Raw genomic sequence first — 23408 nt, forward strand, 5'->3', positions numbered from 1 at the left:
CCTTCATAAATTTACTGTTTATTAAGTACGACTCGATATGTCTGTCCAGGTTCAGCAACAAATGTATATTGATAACCTTGCCCAGAGTGTGTGCTTGCCATCGTTACAGGAACATGCTGAGCATCGTAAATAGCGAGCCGTTCTTCACTATGCAAAGTACAGTCCCTTGCGCTTGTAGAATAAATCTCCGCCGCTTCCAGTTCTCCATCCATCCAGCGAATATTAATGACGAAGCCACCTCTGGCCCGCAAGCCTGTGACTGATCCGCTTGACCAAGCGGTCGGAAGAGCCGGCAGCAGCCGAATCTCACCGCCGTGCGATTGCAGCAGCATCTCTTGGATGGCCGCAGCTCCACCAAAATTAGCATCGATTTGGAACGGAGGATGATCGCCGAATAGATTCGGATGCACCGCCTTGACTAGCAGTTCACGCAGGCTACTATGCGCTTTATCCCCATCGCCAAGTCTGGCCCAGAAGTTAGCGATCCACGCCTGGCTCCAGCCGGTATGTCCGCCTCCATGCTGCAGTCGCCGTTCCAGCGTCGCTCTGGCGGCGACTCCCACCTCAGGCATTCTATGTGGAATAATCTGTTCACCCGGATGTAGGGCAAATAAATGAGAAATGTGACGATGGCCCGGTTCATGCTCTTCATAGTCGACGGCCCATTCCATAATCTGACCGTGGCGGCCGACTTTAGGCTCTGGCAGCTTTGCCCGGGCCCCAGTCCATTGCTCGATCAATCCCTCATCCAGCCCTAGAATCCCCGCCGCTTCAATACAAGCGGTAAATAACGCGTAAATAATTTGCGAGTCCATAGATGAGCCGGAGCATAAAGAACCAACCTGCCCCCTCTCGTTCACATAGCTATTTTCTGGTGAGAGTGAAGGTGATGTAACCAAATAGCCATTCTCATCAAAAATAAGGAAATCAAGAAAGAACAGTGACGCTTCCTTCAACACTGGATAAGCCCGTCCGCGCAAAAATGCTTCTGAAAGATTATACCGATAATGCTCCCATAGATGCAGCGCCAGCCAGGCACCGCCCATCGGCCAGAAAATGGCCGGCGTCCAGGCTCCGAACAAGCCGCTCTCCGCCCAAATATTCGAGCTAGAGTGGGCCGTGAAGCCCCTTGCTCCATATAAGGTTGCCGCTGTCTTCTGTCCATTAATGACCAATCGATCGATGAAATCGAATAACGGTTCATGACATTCTGGCAGATTACCTGTTTCAGCGATCCAATAGTTCATTTGCAGGTTAATGTTCAGATGATAATCGCTCTCCCAAGGCGGTGTGAAGCTATCATTCCAGATCCCTTGCAAATTCGCAGGCAAGCTGCCTGGTCTTGAGCTTGATATGAGCAAATAGCGACCGTATTGATAGAACAGAGCTTCAAGCTGTGGGTCCTCGCCCCCATGCCGATAAGACTGCAGCCGTTCAGAAGTAGATCGATAATTTCCTGCATATTCATGGCTAATACCTATCGGTTCTACAATCATTTCGGCTTCTCCTGCTGGATCAACCGAATGAACTTCGAGGCTAACACGATCAAACAACAAGCGGTGATCAGCCGTATGCGAATCAAGCAATGTTCTGTACGTAAGTGCTCTAGCCGCTTCCATCTGACTTAGAGCTTCCTGACGAGGATCCTCACTCCGGAACGTGGTCTGTGCTGTGAGCAGCAGCGTTACTGAATCAGCGGATCGGATGTCCAGATAATTGCCGGATGTCTGGCACTCCCCTCCTGTTACTTGAGCGCTTAATACCGCTGCGTACTTAACGCCATCAGGTCCACAAATTCCCTCCATCACTAAGGTATCCGCATTCTCCCGCAGCATGTCCCCATCGAAGGGACGCCGGCTTAATCGTGCGGTTAAGCTTATACCCCCCAGCTCTGATGCCGTGATTCGAACGACGAATACCTGATGAACGGCACTGGCAAAGACTTCCCGATGATAGCGGACTCCATCCACTGCATAACTTATTGAAGCGACTCCTGTACTCAGATTCAATCTCCTGTAGTAATCCTCCGCTTCCGACTTTACGTTACCGAACTGAAGCAGCAGATCTCCCAGCGGCTGATAAGGACCGAAGTATTGCGGAACATTCGTGAAATGAAGAAGCATCTCCCTCTCTGCCTCTTGAACCTCGCCTCTATTGAGCAGATCTCGAATCTCGTTCATATTCACTCTGCCCTGCGGATTATCGCATTGCTTTGGCCCCCCATACCAGATGGAATCTTCGTTCAGACCGATTCGCTCAGAGGATACGCCGCCGAATACCATCGCTCCAAGTCTACCGTTACCGATTGGAAATGCTTCTGTCCAGATCCGAGCGGGCTGTTTCTCTATAAGCTCGTTCATCAATTTCGTCATCCTCCCAATACCATCTATTTCTAAATATTCCTTAAATTACTACTTATAAATAGATAACAAGGGCCATCTCTCATGTTCATAAGATCATTGAGACGGCCCTTGTAAGTCAATCAGTAAATATCATCTTAACTATCTAATCCAGCTCGAATTATTCAACGAAGCCCTTCTCGTTGATGTACTTCGTCGCTTCATCAACCATCCACTTCAATACATCATCAAGTGGCTCGTCGCTAAGCATATATTTACTGAAGCCATCATCGATAACCTTCGTGATTTCTGCATTAGCTTTAGTCATTTTCGCACCAGCGTCAAGGAACTTGATGTCATCGCTGAACAAAGAGTACTTGAGTGAATCCAAATCATACATGTCTTCATGACCAGCAACCAGCTTGTTCATAATTTCTTCGTTGTTCGCTTTCTTGTAGCCGGAGAATTCTTGTCTGTTTGGTGAATCTGCTGTAGTCATGAATCTCATCAGCTTATAGGACTCTTCTTTGTGCTTGGAAGTAGCACCCATTACTATTTGCGAACCACTAGTGAAGTATTTGCCTTCATAGCCCTTAGGTTCAGCTCCTGCCGGAGGTACCGGTACCGGTGCAAACGCAGTCTTGAAGCTATGTGGATATTGCTCTGTATTACCTGGATCAGCAATCGTAAAGTTACCAGTCAAGATCATAGCCGCTTCTTCGTTGAAGAACTCGGTACGGTAGTTCAGCTTCGCTGCGAGAATATCCGAATAAGGCTTAGCCGACTTGTCAACCGTTTCCATGTCTTTACGTAATTGGAAGAAATATTTATACGATGGGTCAGACAGGATCGTCGTACCGTCATCATACACAAACGGATCCTTCATCATTGTCTGAGCAGGAGCGTTCATGTAGAGCTCCCAAGTATGGAAGTAAGAACCGTAACGTTTGTCAACGCCTTCACCTTTGGTCAGCTTCTTCGCATATTCACGGAAGTCATCCCAAGTCCAGCCGTATTTAGGAACTTCAAGGCCAGCTTCGTCCAAGGCATCCTTGTTCATCATAATGTAGTTAATGCTCTTGGTATATTGCATACCATAGTACTTACCATCAACCTTAGCATTAACCCAGTATTCATCATCAGGGTTAACGCCTTCCTTTTCATAGAACTCATTCAAAGGTGCGAATGCTCCGCGACCTGACCGTTCAATAGCAGAGCCCAAGCTTGCCAATTGTACAACGTCAATCGATTCTCCAGAGGAGATCAGGAAGTCGAGTTTCTTTTCCATTTCAACGGAATCACCAGGTACAAGAACGACATGCTCAACCTTGATATCCGGATTCTGATCCATGAATTCTTTTAGCATAGCATCAGTTCCGGCTGCTTGTGCATCGTTATCCCAGTTGTAATACTTGATCGTAACCTGTTTGTCAGATTTAGCATTACCGGAATTGTTTGCTCCTGACGCTGCATTTCCGTCACCCGATTTTCCGCATCCGCTCAACATCAAGCTGATAGCAAGGACGGTACCGAGAATCATAGAAAAACTCTTTTTACTCTTGTGTTTCATCTTGTTTCCCCCTGCACTGAAGTTTTTTGTGTAGTGCTTGTACAAGTTCATTATAGGCGGTTGCCTTGAAGGCCAAGTGCAAAATTTTGATGTTATAGGATTACATTTTTGACTTTTCGATAGCGCTTACTTTCTGGTGGAGGTTGATCTGTGATCAACCTTTTACACCACCTAATGCAATCCCGTTAATAACCTGTTTCTGAAGAGCGATGAACACGATCAGCAGAGGAATAATCGCTGATACAGCTGCTGTCATCATAATCGCATAGTTGTTCGTGAAGTCATCGCGGAACAGTGTCATCCCGAGTGGAATAGTGTACAGATCCTTGTCCAGCAAGAAAATGAGCGGATTCTGATAGTCATTCCAGGTCCAGATGAATTTGATAATAGCTACTGTTGCCAATACCGGTTTACAGAGCGGTACCATAATGGATGAGAAGGTTCTTAAATGACCTGCTCCATCGATTCTTGCTGCCTCAATAATCTCATCGCTGACGCCAATCATAAATTGCCGCAGCAGGAATGTGAAGTAGATCGAGAACATGCTCATAAATATAATCGCCGCATGCGTGTTATAGAGCCCGAACCAACGAACCAGCAGGAAGCGTGGGATCAATGTCGCTTGATCAGGGATAATCATAAAGGACAATAGTGCTATGAATACGATATTCCGTCCTTTGAAATTGATTTTGGTCAACGCATAAGCCGACATAGCCGAAATGATCAGTGTGATCAGCGTCGTAATAATTGCGATCTTAAATGAGTTGAGATAAAACTCATAGAAAGGAACTTTCCCCATCCAGACTGTCTTAAAATTATACGCCACATTGATCTTTTCGGGAATCCATTGGATCGGAAAGCGCATTACATCCTTCTCAAACTTGAATGCTGCCGATACCATCCAGACGAGCGGTATTAGGAATACGACGGACAGAGCACCCATGAAGACAGTGATTATCGTTTTTGACATGTTTTTTCTAATTAGCTGCATTTGATACTCCCCCTAGTCTTCATTTCTCATTTTCCAGGTTAATGCTGTAATGATACCGATAATGGCGAACAGCAACCAGGAAATGGCCGAAGCGTAACCCATATTGTGATATTTGAAGCCTTCCTCATAGATCCGGTATACAAGCACCATTGAAGAGTTGTTCGGACCACCTTCAGTCAGATAAGCGATGACGTCGAACACTTTAAATGAGCCGATCAGCATCGTAATCAATAAGAAGAAAGTCGTTGGACGCAGCATTGGTACAGTGATAGAAAGGAATTTTCTAATAGGTCCTGCCCCGTCAATATCTGCTGCTTCATAGATCTCATTCGAGATATTCGTCAGACCCGCCATGTAAATAATGATGGTATAACCCAAGCTCGCCCACGAACTGATAATTGCGATAGCTAGCAATGAAGTCTTCGGATCAACCAGCCATTTCGGCGGATTAGAAATACCAAGATCCATCAAGAACTGGTTAATCGGCCCGAGAGACGGGTGGAACAGCGCGCTCCATACCGCTGCAATCGCGATAATCGATGATATATAAGGAATGAAGAACGCTACCTTGAAATAGTCCTTGAAAAATACGCTGTTATGAATGAGCACGGCCAGCACCAAAGCGATTGCTATCGGAATTGGTACCGTCATGATCATATAGATTACATTGTTTTTAACGGCTTGGATTATCGAAGGATCGTGAAACATTTTCACATAGTTATCGAATCCAGTAAATTCAATCCCCTTCACTCCAGTTAATAGATCCCATTTCGATAAACTCAAATATAGGGAAAATCCAAGAGCAAAGATATTAAGGAACAGCATGCCGATAATTTCAGGCGTTAGAAATAACCAGCCGATCAATGCTTCCTTACGTTGCGGGGTCCAAAATTTCTTGCGTGGTTCTCTCTGGATGTCCGGCACAGGTTGTTTGACTGCCTCCACGTTGTATCACCTCAACAATTAATAAGTTATCATTATAGTAATATATTCGTAGGCAACTAGAAGGAGTGATTATGACCAGGAGCGTGCACGATTTTGACCTTCTAGTGAGCGCCGAACTTATGATATACATGTCTTTTCGAAATACAAAAAAGCGCGGCAAATTGTTGAACAATTTACCACGCTCATTCTAGTCTATATGATTATTTGCGCGCCGTATGCTTGGCTTTATATTCGCTTGGCGTTGTGCCTACGTATTTCTTAAATACTTTAGAGAAGTAGGTTCTGTCCGAATACCCCAGGCCGATGGCCATCGATTCCAGGTTCTGATTGGACATCTTCAGCATCTTTGTCGCCAGCTTCATCTTATACTGATGCACATAATCGGTGAAAGTCAGCCCGGTCATCCGCTTGAAATAACGAGAGAAATAGCTCGGATTCAAGTACAGATAACGTGCCATATCGATCGAAGTGATATTGTCAGCGAGATGCTGCTCAATATATTGCTGAATGACCTGCAGCTTCGGCTCCTGAGTCGCACTTGTTCCCTGCTTGTCCCTGCTCTCCGTAATCTGGACGAGCTTCCGCTCAATCAGCTCCATGGAATCGCTTAGTGTACGAGATAAGGTTAGATATTTGAACAGATCCTCTTCAAACTTCAAATTAGAGAACATCAGCTCAATACCCCGCAGCATAAAAGAAAGCTCCTTCGCAAAATCACTCGGTTCGATCATCGATTCCCGCGCATTTCTGGCGATCTCCAGCAGAATACTGTGGATACCGTCCAGATCTTGCTTGATTACCGCCTGCTCCAGCTGCGACACGCAGCTGTTCAGGAACCCTTGCGGGGCCTGCTGGAAGATCGGGGCAGCACTCTGGGAAATATCCGTAATCGTGTAATCGTCTGTTTCATAGAACTCCAATTTACCTTGCAATATTTGCTGATAGGCCGGCCCCACAGAATCCAGTTCCATCCTATCTGTTACCGATACAATACTAGGCTGAATCTTAAGATAGTTCACACACTTGGAACGCAGCTGCTGCAGGAAATTGCTAAAATGCAGTGTGGCATTCTGAGCTAGATTCATCCGAAAATTGTACAGAATCGCGATGTTGTCTTTTTCCAGAATCGGTGTAACTCCTTCAAAGGATTCGGACAGCTCCAGTGCAATATTGTAGATCGCGTACAGAATAAGCTGATATTCACTCTGTTTATATCGCTTATCGAAGTTGGCAAATTGTACATTCACGATCCCCAGCATGAACCACGGATAATTCCAGGAGACTCCGATTTGCGAAGCATACGCCATCGTCATCTCAGACGGTGCCCGGTCAATGACCCTCTTCAGTAAATCCTGACGGAATAGCTGGCTGTTATAATTAGAAGTCTTCCAGCGAATCAGACCGCTTCTAGATTTCAAGATCGTAACGGATTTCTCCAAGCTCTTCTGCAGTTGCTCCGCTGTCAGTTGATCCTTGATCAGATAGTCATCCGCCTTAAGCTTAATCGCCTGCTGAGCATAATTGAAATCTTCATGACAGGTCAGGAAGATCACCCGTACATCCGGCTTGATCGAGGTAAAGCTGTCGGCCAGCTCAATTCCGTTCTTCTGCGGCAGGCCGATATCTGTAATTACAATATCAGGCTGAACCTCTTCAAACATATGCATGGCCTTCACGCTTGAATAGGTCGTCCCGACAATCTGCAGATTGTTCGCTTCCCAGTCGATCATCTGCTGCAGCACTTTAAGCATGGGAACATCATCGTCGATAAGCATGACTCTATACATTATTCATTCCCCCCAGATAGAAAAACATGGTGTATCCCCAGAGGCAAATACAGAGAAACCGAAGTACCTCCCTGCTGGAGGTTGCTGATCGTCATCGTAGCTTCTTCTCCAAAGGTCAATCTCAATCTCTGAACGACATTGATCAATCCGACTCTCTGATAAGAACCGTCCTCTTCGTCATTGAACATGAGTCTGCGGTTAAGCATCCCTAACGTCTCTTCTTCTATACCGCTTCCATTATCCTCAATCTCAATCATAACCCCGCCTGCGTCATACCGTGAGCTAACCCTAATCGTTGGCGACGGATGATCTACAAATCCATGCACGATCGCATTCTCTACCAACGGCTGCAGGATAAGCTTAGGTACGATCAATTCCTTCGTCTTAGGCTCCAGATCTATCTCAAGCTTCAGCGGGATTTCACTGCGTATCTTCATAATGTCTACATAGTGAGCGAGCAGCTTGCATTCTTCTTCCAGAGTGGTCGGTTCGTTCACTTTTAGATAAGCTCGCAGAAGACTCATGAGGGAATCAATAATTCCACTATGCAGCTTGTCCTGCTGTAATATGAGACTGCATTTGATCGAATTGAGCGTATTGATTAGAAAATGAGGGCGAATCTGCATAAACAGCGCTTCCAATTCCATGACCCGCTTCTGCTCCTGCTCCTGTTCGATATCATGAATCAGCTGCTGCAGTTGATCCAGCATTGTGTTCAATGTACGGCCTAGTTCGGCGATATCATCCCGACCCTTGACATCCAGCCGCACATCTAGATTACCAAGACCAAATTGACGAACAACCCGCTGCAGCTTATGGATCGGACTATGCAGCCTCTTGGCGATCACCATGGAAGTCATCAAGAAGACCAGGAACAGCAGAATAACGACGATAAGTCCGGTATAGAACGTACGGGAAATCTGACCAGACCATTCTTTCTCCGACGCCTCATAGACGAGCTTCCAGCTTGACTTAGAGATGTCGCGGAACGTTCGCACATTGTTATTAGATTCTAGATTATCTAATGACAATTCCGGATTCCCGGAAATCAACTCGCCTGAAGAATCAAACAACGCGACTTTACCGAACTCAACAGGACTTAATAGCTTGCTAAAATAGGATTCCGCAATCGAGACGAGCAGAACAGACACGTACTGCTTCTCCCGGCTGTCATAGATGACTCTGGCAATATAGTAGCTTCTGTTGCCAAGACCACTATCGGCCATACCAAGCCACTGTAGCTTCTCAGGCTCCTTCAAATCCACTCGCTTCATCAACTGGGTCACACTGGCATTCACCCCCGTCAAGTTCTCCGTTCCAGAAGAAATAACAAAATGCTGACGGTTAACGAGATACATGCGAATATTATTGTTCAGCGGCTTCGTGTTGATTAGGTTGAATAAATCCTGAATTTGTGTAAACAGTACATAATCATTGTAATTATTGATCCGCTTCGTATCGGCAAAAGACTTCAAATTGGCTCGTACATTGGCATCGTTTACAATAAAATGGGATGCAAACGTGACGTCATCAACCGTCTTGTTCATCTCGTCGGTCATTACGTTCAGGAAATTCTCATTACTGAGCTGCAACTTCTCGACCATCGAACTGCGAATTAACAGGAACGAGACGGTCGAGACGACAATCAATGGGATGAAGATAAGTACTAGGAATGACAGCTGAATACGTCTATAGTATGTTAGTTTGAACATGCACTCCCGCGCCTCTCTCTATAGGTAGTTCAAAAAGTCCGCTTTTTACGTGAACTCTCATCTCTATTTTATCAGTTCGTCATCCCTTAGGCATTCATTAATTTATGACCGTAATCTTTCTCTTGTCGGCGGAACCCGTAATAAGCACGACCTCCCCGAAAATCTGTACGCCGTCTACGACATAAGAGTCATAGTGACCTGTCGGTGCCTTATGGCTAATCACCAGGATATGCTCAGTACCTAATTCAGGATGGACAATCCGGCAGGCCTCTGCCTGTGCATCATCTACCTGTTCACCCGTGTGACGGAACACAGGGATTTTGCTCACTTGCGGGGCTTCCGACTCGCCAGGACGCAGCGGGTAGATCAGCTGCATCATTGAGGTCATTCCACTTCCGCTCCGCGAATACGTCACTTGATGATTAGATTCCAACAAATTATATTCACGAGAAATGACGCCCTCGGATACTTCAGCATGTAGCCCTTCACTCTGAATTGGGATCATGAGCAGGTTCGCTTCCCCTTCATTTTGCGTGCGACAGATTAGTGAGCCTTCCCCTAATCCGATGACACCCGATCCAAAGTGGAAATGCTGCTTGAACTGATGCTCTCCCTTACTTTGAAAGCGATCAACGAGTAGCCAGTAATGCGGCTTGATAAAAATAATTCTCCGGTTTACCAGCACTGGATCGTCTAAATGCAGATAGCCATCATGGCTGCCTTCGACATAGTCATAGCCAGGACGACTGATCCATTTGCTGCCTAGAGGACTGGCAATGCGATGGAACATCCAAGTGTCCGCAATTTCCGTAAATCCGATGTCATCGACCGTTGTCGTGTTGTGGGCTGCGCTTTCTTTTAACGCTTGTCGAACCGGCGTATGGTCACTGTAATTGTATCTGCCGAGATCCGTTAGAAATTCCTTGCCGTAGGCGTGTAGGTCAATATGCAGCATATCCGCATGCCCGTGTCCGCCGCCTTGCGGCCCGCAGTGAAAGTACATATACAAATCCTGCTCGCTCCAGCCTGAACGCATCACATAATGCCCCGAGTGGATAAAAGCGTGAGAAATTTCCGCTGGCTCCACAGGATTCAAGCTCTCATAGCTTCGGATGGCTTCCATTCCAAGCAGCCACGCACTATCATAGTCCATTTGCTGATTAGCGCCGAAACGTAGCGTCTCATCCTTAAACAGCGTAGCTGCATACGTCAATAATGAACGAACATCATTATCATCGCTGTCGCCGAACATAGGCTGCCTATGACTAGGATTAGCCCAATACAGGGAAGCCATAGCCATCTCGTGTACTTTGCCGCGGAAGTCCTCATCCAGCTTAATTCCATGTTGCTCGGCAAAATATAGACAATCGAGGTAGCAGCACATCACCTCATGATGATAGGTCGGCGATTGCTCCCAATGAATTCCGTCTGCCATCACCTGAATCCGTGCCGTCTCTCCAAGGCGCTCTTCAGCCAGGCTACACCACTGCTCGGAACCCTTCAGTTCAGGGAAAGTTAAGGCAATCGGAAGCAATCCGTTCGTCTCCAGCACGCCCCAGTTGCTGATTCGCTTCCAACTTGTGAATGCATCCGCCAAATATCGAGCATGCTCGGATAAGGAGATCAGCACTTTCGCCAGCAAGGCCGGCGTGAACTGCGGAGAATCCCACACATAACGCAGCGCCTTGATCCAGTTGCTGCCCCGCAGACCTGCTTCAATCGTACGCCAGTTGAGCGTATCGCTGGTAGGCTCGCTCGGCACTGGATTGTGATCGATCCAATCTTCAAGCTGGCGGCATAACGCCGCCGCATATTTATCATCTCTGGTCATGGCGTAAGCCTGACCCAGGGCGATCCAGTAGCGATGTCGATTCAACATGTACGCCCATTCCGGATCGACATCAGGAATGTAGTTCCAGTCGATTTCGCCATCAAACGTAACTGGAACCTGTGTCCGTTCCATATCCCATGGGAACTGGAATAGGAATGTCTGGTTAACGACTTCATCCGCCGTCTTCATCACCATTGCGACTTCATCCGCCCAGTTCTCTTTCACATAATCGGTAATTTGGGCAGTTTCTTCTTGTGACCATCGGTTCCCTGGTATATAACGCTCCAGATAATAACGATGCAAGGCTTGCAGGGCATCTTCATAGTGATTCTGCTTTACCGCTTCAGCTACATCAGCTAATTCTGGCTTCTCCAGTTGAAGCAGCGCAAAGACCGAATATACTTTGTCCTGATGACTCGCTTCCGTGCCGTTAACGTTCATACCAATACCCCTTTATTCCTTTTTCAAGACGCATTAAGGCTTCAAGATAGTAGTAATCGCCCCAGATCATATAATCATCCGGCGACAGTCCGCCACGTACATAATAAGAACCTCGCTTCAGAAGTCCTTCCGCTTCTTCTCCAATCGTGGAGTAATTCTCTACCAGAGAGGTCAAGGAAGCAGTCAAGCCTTGCATGAAGTACTCCCGATCCGGATCCTGCTCATCCAGATGCTCCAGCAGCTCCTGCAGACCCGCCGCTACGATAGCGGAAGCTGAGCTGTCACGGTAAGTGTCTTTGTCTATCGGGGCATTAAAGTCCCAATAAGCTACATGATCTTCAGGCAAATGAGTTAAGAAATAGCGGGCCATTCTTTTTGAAGTCTCCAGGAATAACCGATCGCCTGTATAATGATAAGCAAGTGCAAATCCATATACACCCCATGCCTGGCCACGTGTCCAGGTTGAACCGTTTGTATAGCCCTGATGTGTAGCTCCGCCGATCGGTTCACCCGTGCTTGGATCGAAGAAAAAGGTGTGATAAGAGCTATCGTCTCCACGCACAATATAACGTCTCGTCTTCTCAGCCTGCGTAATCGCGACCTCACGATACTTCGGATTGCCGGTCTGTTGTTCCGCCCAGAACAGCAGCGGCAGGTTCAACAGGCAGTCAATGATAATTCGTCCTGCTTCCTTCGGATCTCCCTCACGTCCCCATGCCTGGATGTAGCCGCCTCCAGCTGGACGCCAGCGCTTCAAGAGGTGGTCTGCTGCCTCCAGTGTCAATTGGCGAGCGCTTTCATCCTTCTCAATAATCCACTGTGCCTTCGAGGATAGAGAATACAAAAAGCCGATGTCATGATGATCCAGCACGATCTTCGCATCAAAGCGGCGGCGGAAATCTTTTACCGTCTCTCTTGCCTTCTCGCGAAACGCCTCATCTCCCGTATACTCATAGCACAGCCACAGCATCCCGCTCCAGAATCCGTTCGTCCAATCCTCATTGTCATTTAACTGATAGACGCCGTCCGTACTAATATGCGGGAATCTCGTTCCGAACCGCTCCATATTCGCCCTAACCTTACCTACCGCATCTTCAATCGCCTTATTCCACATCGTTCTTGCTCCTTTCGATTCATGTTGTCCTAAGCCTATAATAAGAAGTCCAGCGCCTTCCTAGTAGGGGGTATTTTTGACCTTATGTGAACAATTTTGACTTTTAGGAGAAAACAGACCTTTGGTGACTGTAAAAAAGGGGCCACAAACCGTGAAATTCCCCGTTATTCTCCGAAACTATCATATAACACTGCCCGTACCGGGCCTTGCTTTTTATGTACTGGATTGTGTTAATATGTTTACTTGTTCTGTTCAAATGCGCGATAGCACTTTTCTAACGGTCAAAAATGACTGTTAGAGCAAGAATTGCAGGTTTCCGTTGAACATTTCCCTTGTAATGGACAATATTGTCCGTTACAAGAGCTGCGTACCAAAATTTGGGCGCTAACGGTCAAAAATGTCCGAATGATCCTGGCAAAGCATGAGAATCGCCTACTAATGCTAATTCCAGATTCGTATTATTGTAACGCTATAGCGTTATTTGGGGGATAAAATTCAAGCATTGATGAGCGCACAAGTGAGTTGGAAAATATTCATACGGGTATTACATCGGTTATAGGTGTTTTTGGTTGAATAATGGGTTCATTCGGCACTGGGTAGCCCCACAAAAAAAGAACCTTAGAAGGATAAACCTCTAAGGCTCGCAGAATCTGGATTTAAACTTTTATATCTTTTGAATTACTATTTCGCACGAACCATCTTCTAAAGAATTAAAATCATCATAATGCAAATGAGTATCTACGGGCACTTCATTTTGTGCTAGAGTTAGAAGGTGTTTTGCCAATGATTGCAGTCCTTCTTTATTAGCTTTAATTACAATCGAATCTGTACTTTTTTCAGCTAGAATGGTGAAGTTATCTTCCCAAACAAATTCGATTCCGTTATCTTTTGAATACTTTGGAATTTGTATTTTGATTTCCATATTAATCCTCCAAATAAATATGCAGATTTTGGTCCACTTTCATCTTACCCGGTTTACTAGGGTTTGGAACTAATGTCTCAAAATTCATATGTGGTCCGCCCCCATGTTTACCAAGTATATCATTATCTCCCATTCTTACAACTCTAGTCCAGTCAGCAGATACAAACCGTCCATTCCCCATCTCTTTATATCCTTGACCTAAAAACTTCTCTGCATTTTCAAGAACATCATTTGTCTTCATTTTCATTCCGTCTTTTAACCCAAGCTGACTAGTACTAAGAGCATTACCCTTACCCCAAAACGGACCAATTGAGCCGCTCTCATCTTTAATAAATTTTGTTACAAGCTTTTTGATACTTCCGGATGGAATAAACTTGCCAACTTTACTTACTACACCTATACCTACAAAGTTTGACAATAACTCCCCAGTCATCTTTGCTTGTGTTTCACTATCTCCACAGGCAAAATTAGTTACATATTGTATTACTGAATTTGTTGCATCATTTAAGTTAAAGTTCTCTATACTGCTCTGGATTCCTCTTATTGTATCTTCGTAATTGATAATCGCTTCAAATGTGCCAATCGTACCGTAATACAAGCTTTCCGCTAGGGAAACAACCGTGTTTTCTATAAAATTATCATACGAATCTCCATCCCTACTTAAACCAAAGGGATCCACATATGAAATTGGATTACCATTGACGTAGGCGTATCGATTTAACGATTGTCCATCTGAAATATCTCCTACTAGAACATCCCGATTTATAAATCTCTTTATATCCGGATTATAATATCTTGCTCTCATATAGTATAGGCCAGTATCATCCGTCATAACTCCATACTTCCCACTATACAAGAACCGATTTTTCGTATCTCCCTCCCGATGCAGTAATTCACCATATGAGTCGTAGGTATATTGATCTGTTATATTCCCCTGCTCATCTGTTAGTGCAACCGTACTTCCTCTACGATCATAGTGATACGTCTGATATGCTCCGTTTGCATCCTCCCGTGAAATAAGTCCCAAACCATAAACATAGTAGGTTTTAACTTTTCCACTCTCGTCAGTCTCCATCAGTAGTTGAGAATAATATGATTCGGGGTTGATAACAAACCTAGTTGTTTCTTCACTAGTAGATATTGCAATACGCTGATTAGCCGAATCGTAAGTATATTGAAATTGACCCGTATTAGTTAATCGATTTTTACTATCATATATAAAGTCTTGCATAAAGCCCTGAAGAGGTCCCATTGTCATATTTCCATCAGCGTCATAGGAGATTTCCTCATCATTATAAGTCATTAACCTATTATCGGGGCCATAAGTCATTGTTAATTCATTAGATAAATTAGGCTCAAAGGAATTAGATTTATCCTCACGCTCAACAAGACCACTCGAATCATACGCATATTTATCATAAATGATAATGTCACCAGTTGAATTGATATCTTTTATTTCAATTAATTGCCCCTTATCATCGTAAGCTCTTGTTTCAACTGTCCCATTAGAACGGGTTGTTTTAATCAGACGAGAATTTTCATCGTACAGATATGTTGTTAGTCTTCCAAGCCAATCTGTGACACTTTCCATCAGCCCATTTTTATTATAAGTATATGAGACTACTTTCCCGTCTGGATACATCAATTGTGACAAATTCCCAATTTGATCATAAGAATATTTAACCGTATTCCCATAAACATCTGTATATGATACTACTCGGTTAAGCTCATCATACTTACGTAGAATATCACCCTCATTCCCCTGAATTTTAAGTAAATTTCCATTTTTATCGTATGAGTAAAATATGTGTTCCTCAGTATTCATAATACTTATAATTCTTCCAAGCGAATCATATTCTATATTTGATTCTTGGCCTCTTGCGTTATTTTGACCCGTTATTAACCCTTTTTGATTGTAACTATAATGAAGAGATGAACCAGTTGAGTTAGTTTCACTTAGGATATTCCCAAGTTTATTGTAACTAAAGAATTGCTCATTCCCATTAGGGTCGATAATACTTGTTATCTGATCATTTTCGTCATAGAATTGCTTACTTACACCTTTAACAGGATCAATTACTAGATTTAAACGAGACAATTCATCATAAGAATATTCGTTTTTTTGTCCTTTTGGATTAAGTACAGATGTAAGACGGCTTAATGAATCATAAGTTTTAGTTGTCGTATTTCCTAAAATATCTGTTACCTGAATCGGTCTTGATAAAGAATCATATTGGGTTGTATATATTACTTTTCCCTTTGCATCGGTTGCAGATATAAGATTTCCATTTGCGTCATATTCAAAAGAATATGAATGACCCATTGGGTCTGTTAGCATAATCATATTCCCTTGAAGATCGTATTTATATTGTGTGGTATTACCTGAAGCATCTATACTTTTTACCAATCTTCCATTTACGTCATATTCAAAATTCGTTTCTTTACCTAACGCATCAGTCTTTTTAATCAAGTCACCAATAACGTTGTAAGAAAATGCCGAAACATTTCCCAACGGATCCGTTATACTAATAAGATTCCCATTCGCATCATAGGAATAAGTAGTTGTATCTCCTTGTGCATTCATCATACTAACTAACTGACCAATACCATTATAGCTTCTAACTGTTTTATTATTGTCACTATCTATTTCACGAATTAATTGACCTACTGGATCGTATTCATATGAGATTTGGTAACCTTCTGCATTCGTAGTACTTATAAGTTGACCTTTCGAATCATACTCCATTAGAGAAGTACTACCTTTGGCATCCGTATACGATATAATTCTACCTGCCAGGTCATAACGATATGAAATAGATTGTAAAAGTGGATCCGTTACCTTGATTAATCGATCTTCTGGATCATATTCGTACTTAGTCATTTGATTAGCTGAATCAGTATTGGCCGTTTGCAGTCCATTCCCATTGTACGTATAAGCAGTTACATTTCCTAATGGATCCGTAGTACTCAATAAATCGCCTGAGCTATTATAACTAAAATTATAAATATTCCCCAATTTATCAGTGAGTCGAATAATATTGCCACGCGGGTCATACTCAAGAATTGTAACATTTCCTGATGGATCAGTTGCTTTAACTAGTCTTCCAGCAAGATCATATTCATAAGAGGTAACAGCTCCTAAAGGATCCGTTATACTTGACAGCCTGCCAGATATATATGAATAAGTAGTAATTGCACCTGCTGCATTAGTTTTAGATATTGGTAAATTTTCATTGTTATAGGTCCAACGAATAACTGCGCCTAAAGGATCTGTTACACTAAGTAAGTTATTTAATCCATCATAAGTATAGGAGGTTATATTACCAAGCGCATCTGTTTTAGTTAATAAATTATTACGATCATCATAGGTCATTTTAGTAACAAACCCATTTGCGTCAGTAAGAGAAGTAAGGTTTCCTCTCTCATCATATGCCATTAATGTTTCATTTCCTAAAGGATCAATAGAACTAATTTGGTTCCCTTTACTATCATAAGTAAAATGATATTTATTCCCCAGCTCGTCCTGTATTTCAGTTAGTTGGTAAAATTGATTATGAATCAGAGTTCTTTCGCCATTATCGCGTTTTTTTACTACAGTAGTTACTTTGTTATTCTCTTCTATATACCTAAATACTGTAGTATTCCCTTGAGCATCCGTTTGCTTTACAACTCGACCATGTTCATCATACTCATTACTAAATAATTGAACACCTTCGTCGTTTACACCTGTTAGTAAAGCCCCTTGTGGCGTGTAAGTATATGAAGTTTTTTCGTTATTTTCATTAAAAATTTCAATCAAATTCTTGTTGTTATCATAGACAAATGTAACAGCCCTATTCATACTGTCTGAAACTTTACTAATTTTACCCTTTTCGTTGTAGTAAAAAGTTAATTCTTGCCCGGATATTGGGTCAATAACTTGGTATATTTCACCATTGTCCCCATATTTCATTTTTAGTTCATTACCGTTACTGTAAGTAATGCTAAGGAGCTTTCCCTCTTTATTAAACAAATAAATCGTTTGGTCTTTTCGTTTCAAAGTATAAGTACCGTCATTATGTTTTATAAGCTTATCATGTATAGTTGATAAATCATTAGATACGTAATGAGTCCCGCTTAATACAAATAAATTCTTCCTATTTGAATTCCAGAGTAATTCGATATTGTTATCAGCAACAAAATTCAACTTAGTTTCAAACTCATGATTCCATCCCTTGCCTAAAGGTCCTTCATTCAACAACAATGAATTGTGATTTAAGTGCAATCGAATGGGAACAGAACATTTTGTATTTAAGAAAAATCGATCAATAACCTGTGCACCAGACGCAGTGTCAACTGGATCAGCCACCGCCGAACATTCATTAATTTTCAGCGGATCTAATTTAGATATCCCTTCTTTTCCTCCTACCCCACTGATTTTACTTGGACCGCTTGAGATTATTCCTCCGTTTATGCTAGCATGATAAGCCCACCTATATACTACCTTTGTATTACCTACATTTCTTATAAGGCGATATGTAGGCGAAAGGTCTAACGGGTGTTTCTGCCATTTCCATTTATCTTCAAATTTATCGTAAGCCCATACTTCAACGTCGTAATTTCCATTCGTGGAAATCGAATCAAATTTTTCTATATATGGGTTGTTTATCTCGATTACTCCCCCGGGATAAAGCGATGTTTCCTTAAGCGCCGGATAAGTATATAAAATTGGATCAAACGTATTATATGCACCATAAATTTCGTAAGCTTTTTGATCAATATTTTCAACTACTTGCCAATTTGTAAAATTATTTTTATATAGATAATTACTTGAAACTGTAAAGCCTTTTGAAATGTTATCGGGACCATAATAAGCTATTACATATTTACCTAGAATATAAATATCATCATAGGGTTGATTAAATATTATGCTTTGACCCGGTTCAAGCTTCATTATTCTTAATGCTGGATTCTCTGTTCTACTAATTTGGTAAATCTCATAAGGTACTTCAATTCTTAAAGCTTTATTACCTACATTTGTAATAACCGTTGAATAACTTTTTAGAAAGTCAAAATCATAAGAAGTATTATTTCTTCCATATTTTAACGGAAATCCGTCCTGATCATACTTTGAAAAATTTACTGTTGCACCCCTTAGTTTTGAGTCTTGTAAACTAATATTTGAATATACTGCATCGTTATATCTGATTAAACTTACAGACTCTCCGGGCTCTATGAATATTTCGGATATAGCAGGTTTTTCATAATAATCAAGATCACAAGTTTCTGAAGGGCACAATAAATATTGCCCAACATCTCGATTTGTTATAATATGTCTTCCTTTTTCAACTTCTTTAACTGTTCCCTTTGAAACAACCCGAACTTTGCCAGAATTTGTAAAAGGGTATGAAGCAACATCAAATTCACTATACCACTCATTGTAGAAATCATTTGAAAAATTCAACTCTCCTTCTCCGGAGTATTCAATTTTTACACTCTGGTTTGGTTCAACCCACTTATATTCGAGTACAGGATTATGATAGGGAGTAAAATTATCTACATACATACCTGGGGCATCAAGCTCAATATCATTACTACCTATGTTTTTTACTATATTTCTTGAGTAAGCATTTAGCCCGATTAATTCGTTATCATCAATAATGATTCTACCCTCTGCACCATATCTACTGTAAGAAGCATGAAGAAGGCTCCCATACACGAATATACTGTTTCCAATATCATTGTTATAGGTAAATTCAATAGCAGCATTAGGTTTTATTATTGTTGAAATAAGTGCTGGTTCAGATAAAGTCTTGAATTCTAAATTACTTGAAATATCATTTGAATCAATGGCCATATATTTTGAATTATAATTACTACTTTTTATATTTACATTATGATTTCCGGTATTAGTGACATGCAGTTTATAACCATTTAAAATCACCTCTTTAAAATTAGATCTATTTTTTTTATAGTTTACAATTTTCTGATTATTATCATATAGAACGTAATCCACTTGACCATCAATCATTATTTCTACTTTCTCATCGTTCGTGTTTGTTATTTGTATACTATTACCTTGTTCTAAAACAATAGAACTAGCTGCTGATGAGACGTTATCTTCGTAGAGATACGAACAAATTAATAACGTTATTAGTACATTTATGAATATTAATATTTTTTTTATATTCATTCAGAATTCTCCCTTCAAATTCAAACTATTCTCCCTAATTTTCGTTTTCAGAAGTTTCTATGAAAAAGTCTTTGAAGAGACTATCTACTGTTGATTTCATATTTTTCAAATTTAACGCTGGTGAATTGGTTTTGAATACAAGATCATCAATATAAATCGTCCCGAAACCATCCGTTTCGACTCCCTCAATTAACACATACACGGCTGCTCCCACAGCATTACTTGGTATCTGATCCTTTCCAAACAAAGTAATATAGTCACTAGTTGTACTACTATGCTCTATGAACTTTCCTTCAATGTATGCCCCCGACTCATTGTAAAAATCAACATAGAACACTACAACAGCTTGCTCCAGTTCATCCACTCGAAGCGAAGCAGATAATTCAAAGTTCTCATCGCCCATGACATCTAAATCTTGATATATAGCAATGGCTTTACCTTCGCTTAAGCCTGTCGCGCTTATCTTCTGTGCCCTTGTCCCTGATCGAACTGGCTCATCTACAATTTCAAAACTTCCTTGTACTCCTTCACTAACTCTAAAGCGCCAATAATCTCCCACATCATTAATTCCTGTGTACTGCTCAAATCCACCGTTCCGCAACAAATTAGGAGCAGAATCATCTCTCGTCGTAAAACTCAAAATGATATCCTCCGATAGTCCATGACCCTCGGAATCTTGTAGTGCATCCTTCGGAATAGTTAAGACATACAGTGTTTGCTCCCTTAGCGGTACTTGAGGGGATATTATCAATAATTGTTGTTCAACTTCCACAGTTGTCACAACTTCCTCCTCACCCTGCTTCAAAGTAATTGCAGAATAGCTTGAGCCCGCTATAACTGACTTATTAAATGTAATTGTCACAGGCTGCTCTAAGTCTACCCCAACTTCTCCATCCTGAGGAGAAATACTGATAACCTGAAGCTCAGTTGGACTTGTCTCAAAAGACAAATCATCTACATAAATAGTACCTGAACCGTTAGAACCTATACCTTCAAGCGCAACATATATAGACGCTTCAACTGCATTGTTAGGTATCTGTCCCTGTTCTTGCAAAGTTACGTACCCGTTGGTTATATCAGCTTGTTCTATAAACTTACCGCCGATATAAGACCCGGCTTCATTGTAAAAATCCACATAGAACACCATAACCGCTTGTTCCAATGCATCTACACGAACTGAACCAGAAAGTTTAAAGTTCTCATTTCCTACTACATCTATACTTTGATAAATAGAAATGGACGTTCTATCAGTTAACCCGCTCGCAGTTATCTTCTGAGCGTTCGTTCCCAACTGGACCGGATCATGTACAATTTCAAAGTTTCCCTGCACATCCTGGCTTACTCTGTTGCGCCAGTAGTCTCCTACTCCATTAATTCCTGTGTATTGTTCAAATCCAGCGTTTCGTAATAGATTAGTATTAGAATCATCCCTTGTTATAAAACTTAAAATGATATCCTCTGATAATCCTTGGCCATTAGAATCTTGCAAGGCATCCTTCGGAATGGTTAATACATATTGACTTTGCTTCATCAATGGTTCCACCGAAGTTACAGTTAGAACCTGCTGGTTAAGTTCAGTTGTTATCACAACTTCTTCTGTACCCTGCTTTAAGGTAATTGCAGTATAATCAGGTCCGGCTGTGACCGATTTATTGAATGTAATTGTTAACGGCTGCTGTAGCCCCACTTCAACTTCTCCATCCTCCGGTGAAGCGCTGATTACCTGAAGCTTTGACGGAGCTGTCTTAAAGAACAAATCATCCACATAAATCGTGCCAGAACCATTAGAACCTGTACCTTCAAGTGCGACATATATCGCCGCCTCAACTGCACTACTTGGCACCTGTCCCTGCTATTGCAAAGTTACATACCCGTTGGTTACTTCAGATTGTTCTATAAACTTTCCGCCAACATAGGCTCCTGCTTCATTATAGAAATCTACATACAATACTGTGGCTGCTTGTTCCAATGCATCTACACAAATGAAACCGGATAATTCGAAGTTTTCAGTTCCTATTACATCTATACTTTGATATATGGAAATGGATTTCCCATCACTTAATCCGCTTGCACTTATCTTCTGGGCGTTCGTCCCTGACTGAACCGGATCATGTACAATTTCAAAACTTCCTTGTACTTCCTGGCTCACTCTGTCACGCCAGTAGTCTCCTACTCCATTATCCTCTGTATACTGCTCAAATCCGCCGTTCTGCAACAAATTAGGATTAGAATCATCCTTTGTTATAAAGCTTAAAACGATATCCTCTGATAATCCACGGCCCTCTGAATCTTGAATTGCATTCTTCGGTACGCTTAAGGTGTATAGACTTTGCTTCATCAAGGCTTCAACTGGAGTTACAGTTAGAACCTGCTGCTCAATCTCTATCGCAGTCACAACTACTGCTTCACCTTGTTTCAAGGTAATTGCAGAATAATCAGGCCCTGCTGTAATTGTTTTATTAAATGTAATAGTCATAGGCTGCTGTAGATCTACTTCGAGTGCTTCATTTTCTGGTGAAGTATTTAGCATATGGAGTCCTGCAGGATTTGTCTTGAAGAATAAATCGTCTACATAAATCGTACCTGAACCGTTATTTCCGGTACCCTCGAGAACAGCGAATACTGCTCCTTTAACGGCTTGAGCTGGTACAAGCCCTTGTTCTTCCAAGACTACATATTTATTCGTGACTTCAGTCTTCTCTATTAACTTACCGCTGATGTTTTTCCCGTCTTTATCATAAAACTCTACATAAAGTGATGCTTTTGCCTGAACTAAAGAATCAATACGCAAGGATCCTGACAAAGAATAGCTTTGAAAAGGTTCTACAGGAATCTCCTGATAAATTCCCGTCTTTTTCCCTGTGGCCAACCCAGTAGCATTAATTTTTTGTGCTTTTTGTCCCGATAGAACAGGTGTATTTACTACGCTAAACTGAGAGTTTACAGCTTCACCACCAAGTCGGATCCAATCGTTTGCCACTCCACTGCTGCCCGTGTACAGCTCAAATGATGGATTTTTTAATAGATTTCCTACACCTATTTTCTTAGATGACAGCATATTCCCATTCTTGTCATAAGAGTATTGAACCTGTACACCATTGTCGTAAGTGACCATTGTTAACCGGTTGGCATCATCATATTGATAAAATGCCGCGTATGTAGGTACTGAGCTGCTAAACAACATGAGAATCACAATAATCAAGAAAATCCTTCCGTTGAATAGCTTGTTCAACCACTTCATCTCCTTGTTTTTAATTTTTTTTATAGTTATGAGCTTGATGTACGATAAGAAATGTCTGAAATCGTAGAGTAATTTTGAGGAATCATGAAAGAGTCAGATCATAGAGGAGTATTTTGATGATAAATCTTTGTAGAAATTTCGCTAAAAATAGAGTTATATGTTTTAAGCACAGTATATATCAAGAAAAATTTTCCTTCTAGGTAATAATTTGAAATTAAATGTCGAATAATTGAAATGGTTTATAATTTCAGTCATTAATAAACAAAGAATTTGTATCATAATAACAATGGTCCAAGTCCACTACTATCTTAAAAGTTCTCGTCTTTAGCCAGTGGTAGAATAA

At 41.9% G+C, this 23408-nt stretch carries 12 protein-coding genes; all 12 read right to left on the reverse strand.

Features of this window, described 5'->3' with window-relative positions:
• Positions 1 to 11 precede the first annotated feature (11 nt).
• The 12 genes from ABD014_RS13130 to ABD014_RS13185 all read right to left on the reverse strand — a co-directional run bounded on the left by ABD014_RS13130 (position 12) and on the right by ABD014_RS13185 (position 23056).
• Positions 12 to 2360 (reverse strand): glycoside hydrolase family 95 protein, encoded by a 2349-nt coding sequence (locus tag ABD014_RS13130; protein ID WP_343861695.1) that lies wholly within the window; start codon positions 2358 to 2360, stop codon positions 12 to 14.
• Positions 2361 to 2520: 160 nt separating this feature from the next.
• Positions 2521 to 3909, reverse strand: coding sequence for an ABC transporter substrate-binding protein (locus ABD014_RS13135; RefSeq protein ID WP_343861697.1), 1389 nt, complete (start codon positions 3907 to 3909; stop codon positions 2521 to 2523).
• A gap of 154 nt (positions 3910 to 4063) precedes the next feature.
• On the reverse strand, positions 4064 to 4900 hold the full coding sequence (locus ABD014_RS13140; RefSeq protein WP_343861699.1) for a carbohydrate ABC transporter permease: 837 nt from the start codon (positions 4898 to 4900) through the stop codon (positions 4064 to 4066).
• A 12-nt stretch (positions 4901 to 4912) separates the two neighbouring features.
• Positions 4913 to 5845, reverse strand: coding sequence for a carbohydrate ABC transporter permease (locus ABD014_RS13145; RefSeq protein WP_343861701.1), 933 nt, complete (start codon positions 5843 to 5845; stop codon positions 4913 to 4915).
• Between the two features lie 200 nt (positions 5846 to 6045).
• Positions 6046 to 7632, reverse strand: a complete 1587-nt coding sequence (locus ABD014_RS13150; RefSeq protein ID WP_343861703.1) for a response regulator transcription factor — start codon at positions 7630 to 7632, stop codon at positions 6046 to 6048.
• Positions 7632 to 9344, reverse strand: coding sequence for a cache domain-containing sensor histidine kinase (locus ABD014_RS13155; RefSeq protein WP_343861705.1), 1713 nt, complete (start codon positions 9342 to 9344; stop codon positions 7632 to 7634). Before ABD014_RS13155 ends, ABD014_RS13150 begins: the two co-directional genes overlap by 1 nt.
• Before the next feature lie 97 nt (positions 9345 to 9441).
• Positions 9442 to 11616 (reverse strand): alginate lyase family protein, encoded by a 2175-nt coding sequence (locus tag ABD014_RS13160; RefSeq protein ID WP_343861707.1) that lies wholly within the window; start codon positions 11614 to 11616, stop codon positions 9442 to 9444.
• On the reverse strand, positions 11606 to 12730 hold the full coding sequence (locus ABD014_RS13165; RefSeq protein WP_343861709.1) for a glycoside hydrolase family 88 protein: 1125 nt from the start codon (positions 12728 to 12730) through the stop codon (positions 11606 to 11608). The genes ABD014_RS13160 and ABD014_RS13165 overlap by 11 nt, the downstream gene beginning before the upstream one ends.
• Positions 12731 to 13394: 664 nt before the next feature.
• On the reverse strand, positions 13395 to 13652 hold the full coding sequence (locus ABD014_RS13170; protein WP_087434370.1) for an Imm32 family immunity protein: 258 nt from the start codon (positions 13650 to 13652) through the stop codon (positions 13395 to 13397).
• 1 nt (position 13653) lies between these two features.
• Complete coding sequence (locus ABD014_RS13175; protein WP_343861715.1) at positions 13654 to 19824, reverse strand: RHS repeat-associated core domain-containing protein; 6171 nt, start codon at positions 19822 to 19824, stop codon at positions 13654 to 13656.
• A 34-nt stretch (positions 19825 to 19858) separates the two neighbouring features.
• The gene (locus ABD014_RS13180; protein ID WP_343861717.1) at positions 19859 to 21667 is read right to left on the reverse strand and encodes an Ig-like domain-containing domain; all 1809 of its coding nucleotides are present in this window, start codon (positions 21665 to 21667) and stop codon (positions 19859 to 19861) included.
• Between the two features lie 9 nt (positions 21668 to 21676).
• Entirely contained in the window at positions 21677 to 23056 is a 1380-nt protein-coding gene (locus ABD014_RS13185; protein WP_343861719.1) for an Ig-like domain-containing protein, read from the reverse strand.
• Between the last annotated feature and the right edge of the window lie 352 nt (positions 23057 to 23408).

Source organism: Paenibacillus motobuensis (genome assembly GCF_039521865.1).
Classification (GTDB): Bacteria; Bacillota; Bacilli; order Paenibacillales; family Paenibacillaceae; genus Fontibacillus; species Fontibacillus motobuensis.

What these genes read in the sequence shown, in the direction of transcription:
- ABD014_RS13130 (WP_343861695.1), bottom strand. Translation starts at nt 2,360, where the DNA reads ATGAACGAGCTTATAGAGAAACAGCCCGCTCGGATCTGGACAGAAGCA.
- ABD014_RS13135 (WP_343861697.1), bottom strand. Translation starts at nt 3,909, where the DNA reads ATGAAACACAAGAGTAAAAAGAGTTTTTCTATGATTCTCGGTACCGTC.
- ABD014_RS13140 (WP_343861699.1), bottom strand. Translation starts at nt 4,900, where the DNA reads ATGCAGCTAATTAGAAAAAACATGTCAAAAACGATAATCACTGTCTTC.
- ABD014_RS13150 (WP_343861703.1), bottom strand. Translation starts at nt 7,632, where the DNA reads ATGTATAGAGTCATGCTTATCGACGATGATGTTCCCATGCTTAAAGTG.
- ABD014_RS13155 (WP_343861705.1), bottom strand. Translation starts at nt 9,344, where the DNA reads ATGTTCAAACTAACATACTATAGACGTATTCAGCTGTCATTCCTAGTA.
- ABD014_RS13160 (WP_343861707.1), bottom strand. Translation starts at nt 11,616, where the DNA reads ATGAACGTTAACGGCACGGAAGCGAGTCATCAGGACAAAGTATATTCG.
- ABD014_RS13165 (WP_343861709.1), bottom strand. Translation starts at nt 12,730, where the DNA reads ATGTGGAATAAGGCGATTGAAGATGCGGTAGGTAAGGTTAGGGCGAAT.
- ABD014_RS13170 (WP_087434370.1), bottom strand. Translation starts at nt 13,652, where the DNA reads ATGGAAATCAAAATACAAATTCCAAAGTATTCAAAAGATAACGGAATC.
- ABD014_RS13175 (WP_343861715.1), bottom strand. Translation starts at nt 19,824, where the DNA reads ATGAATATAAAAAAAATATTAATATTCATAAATGTACTAATAACGTTA.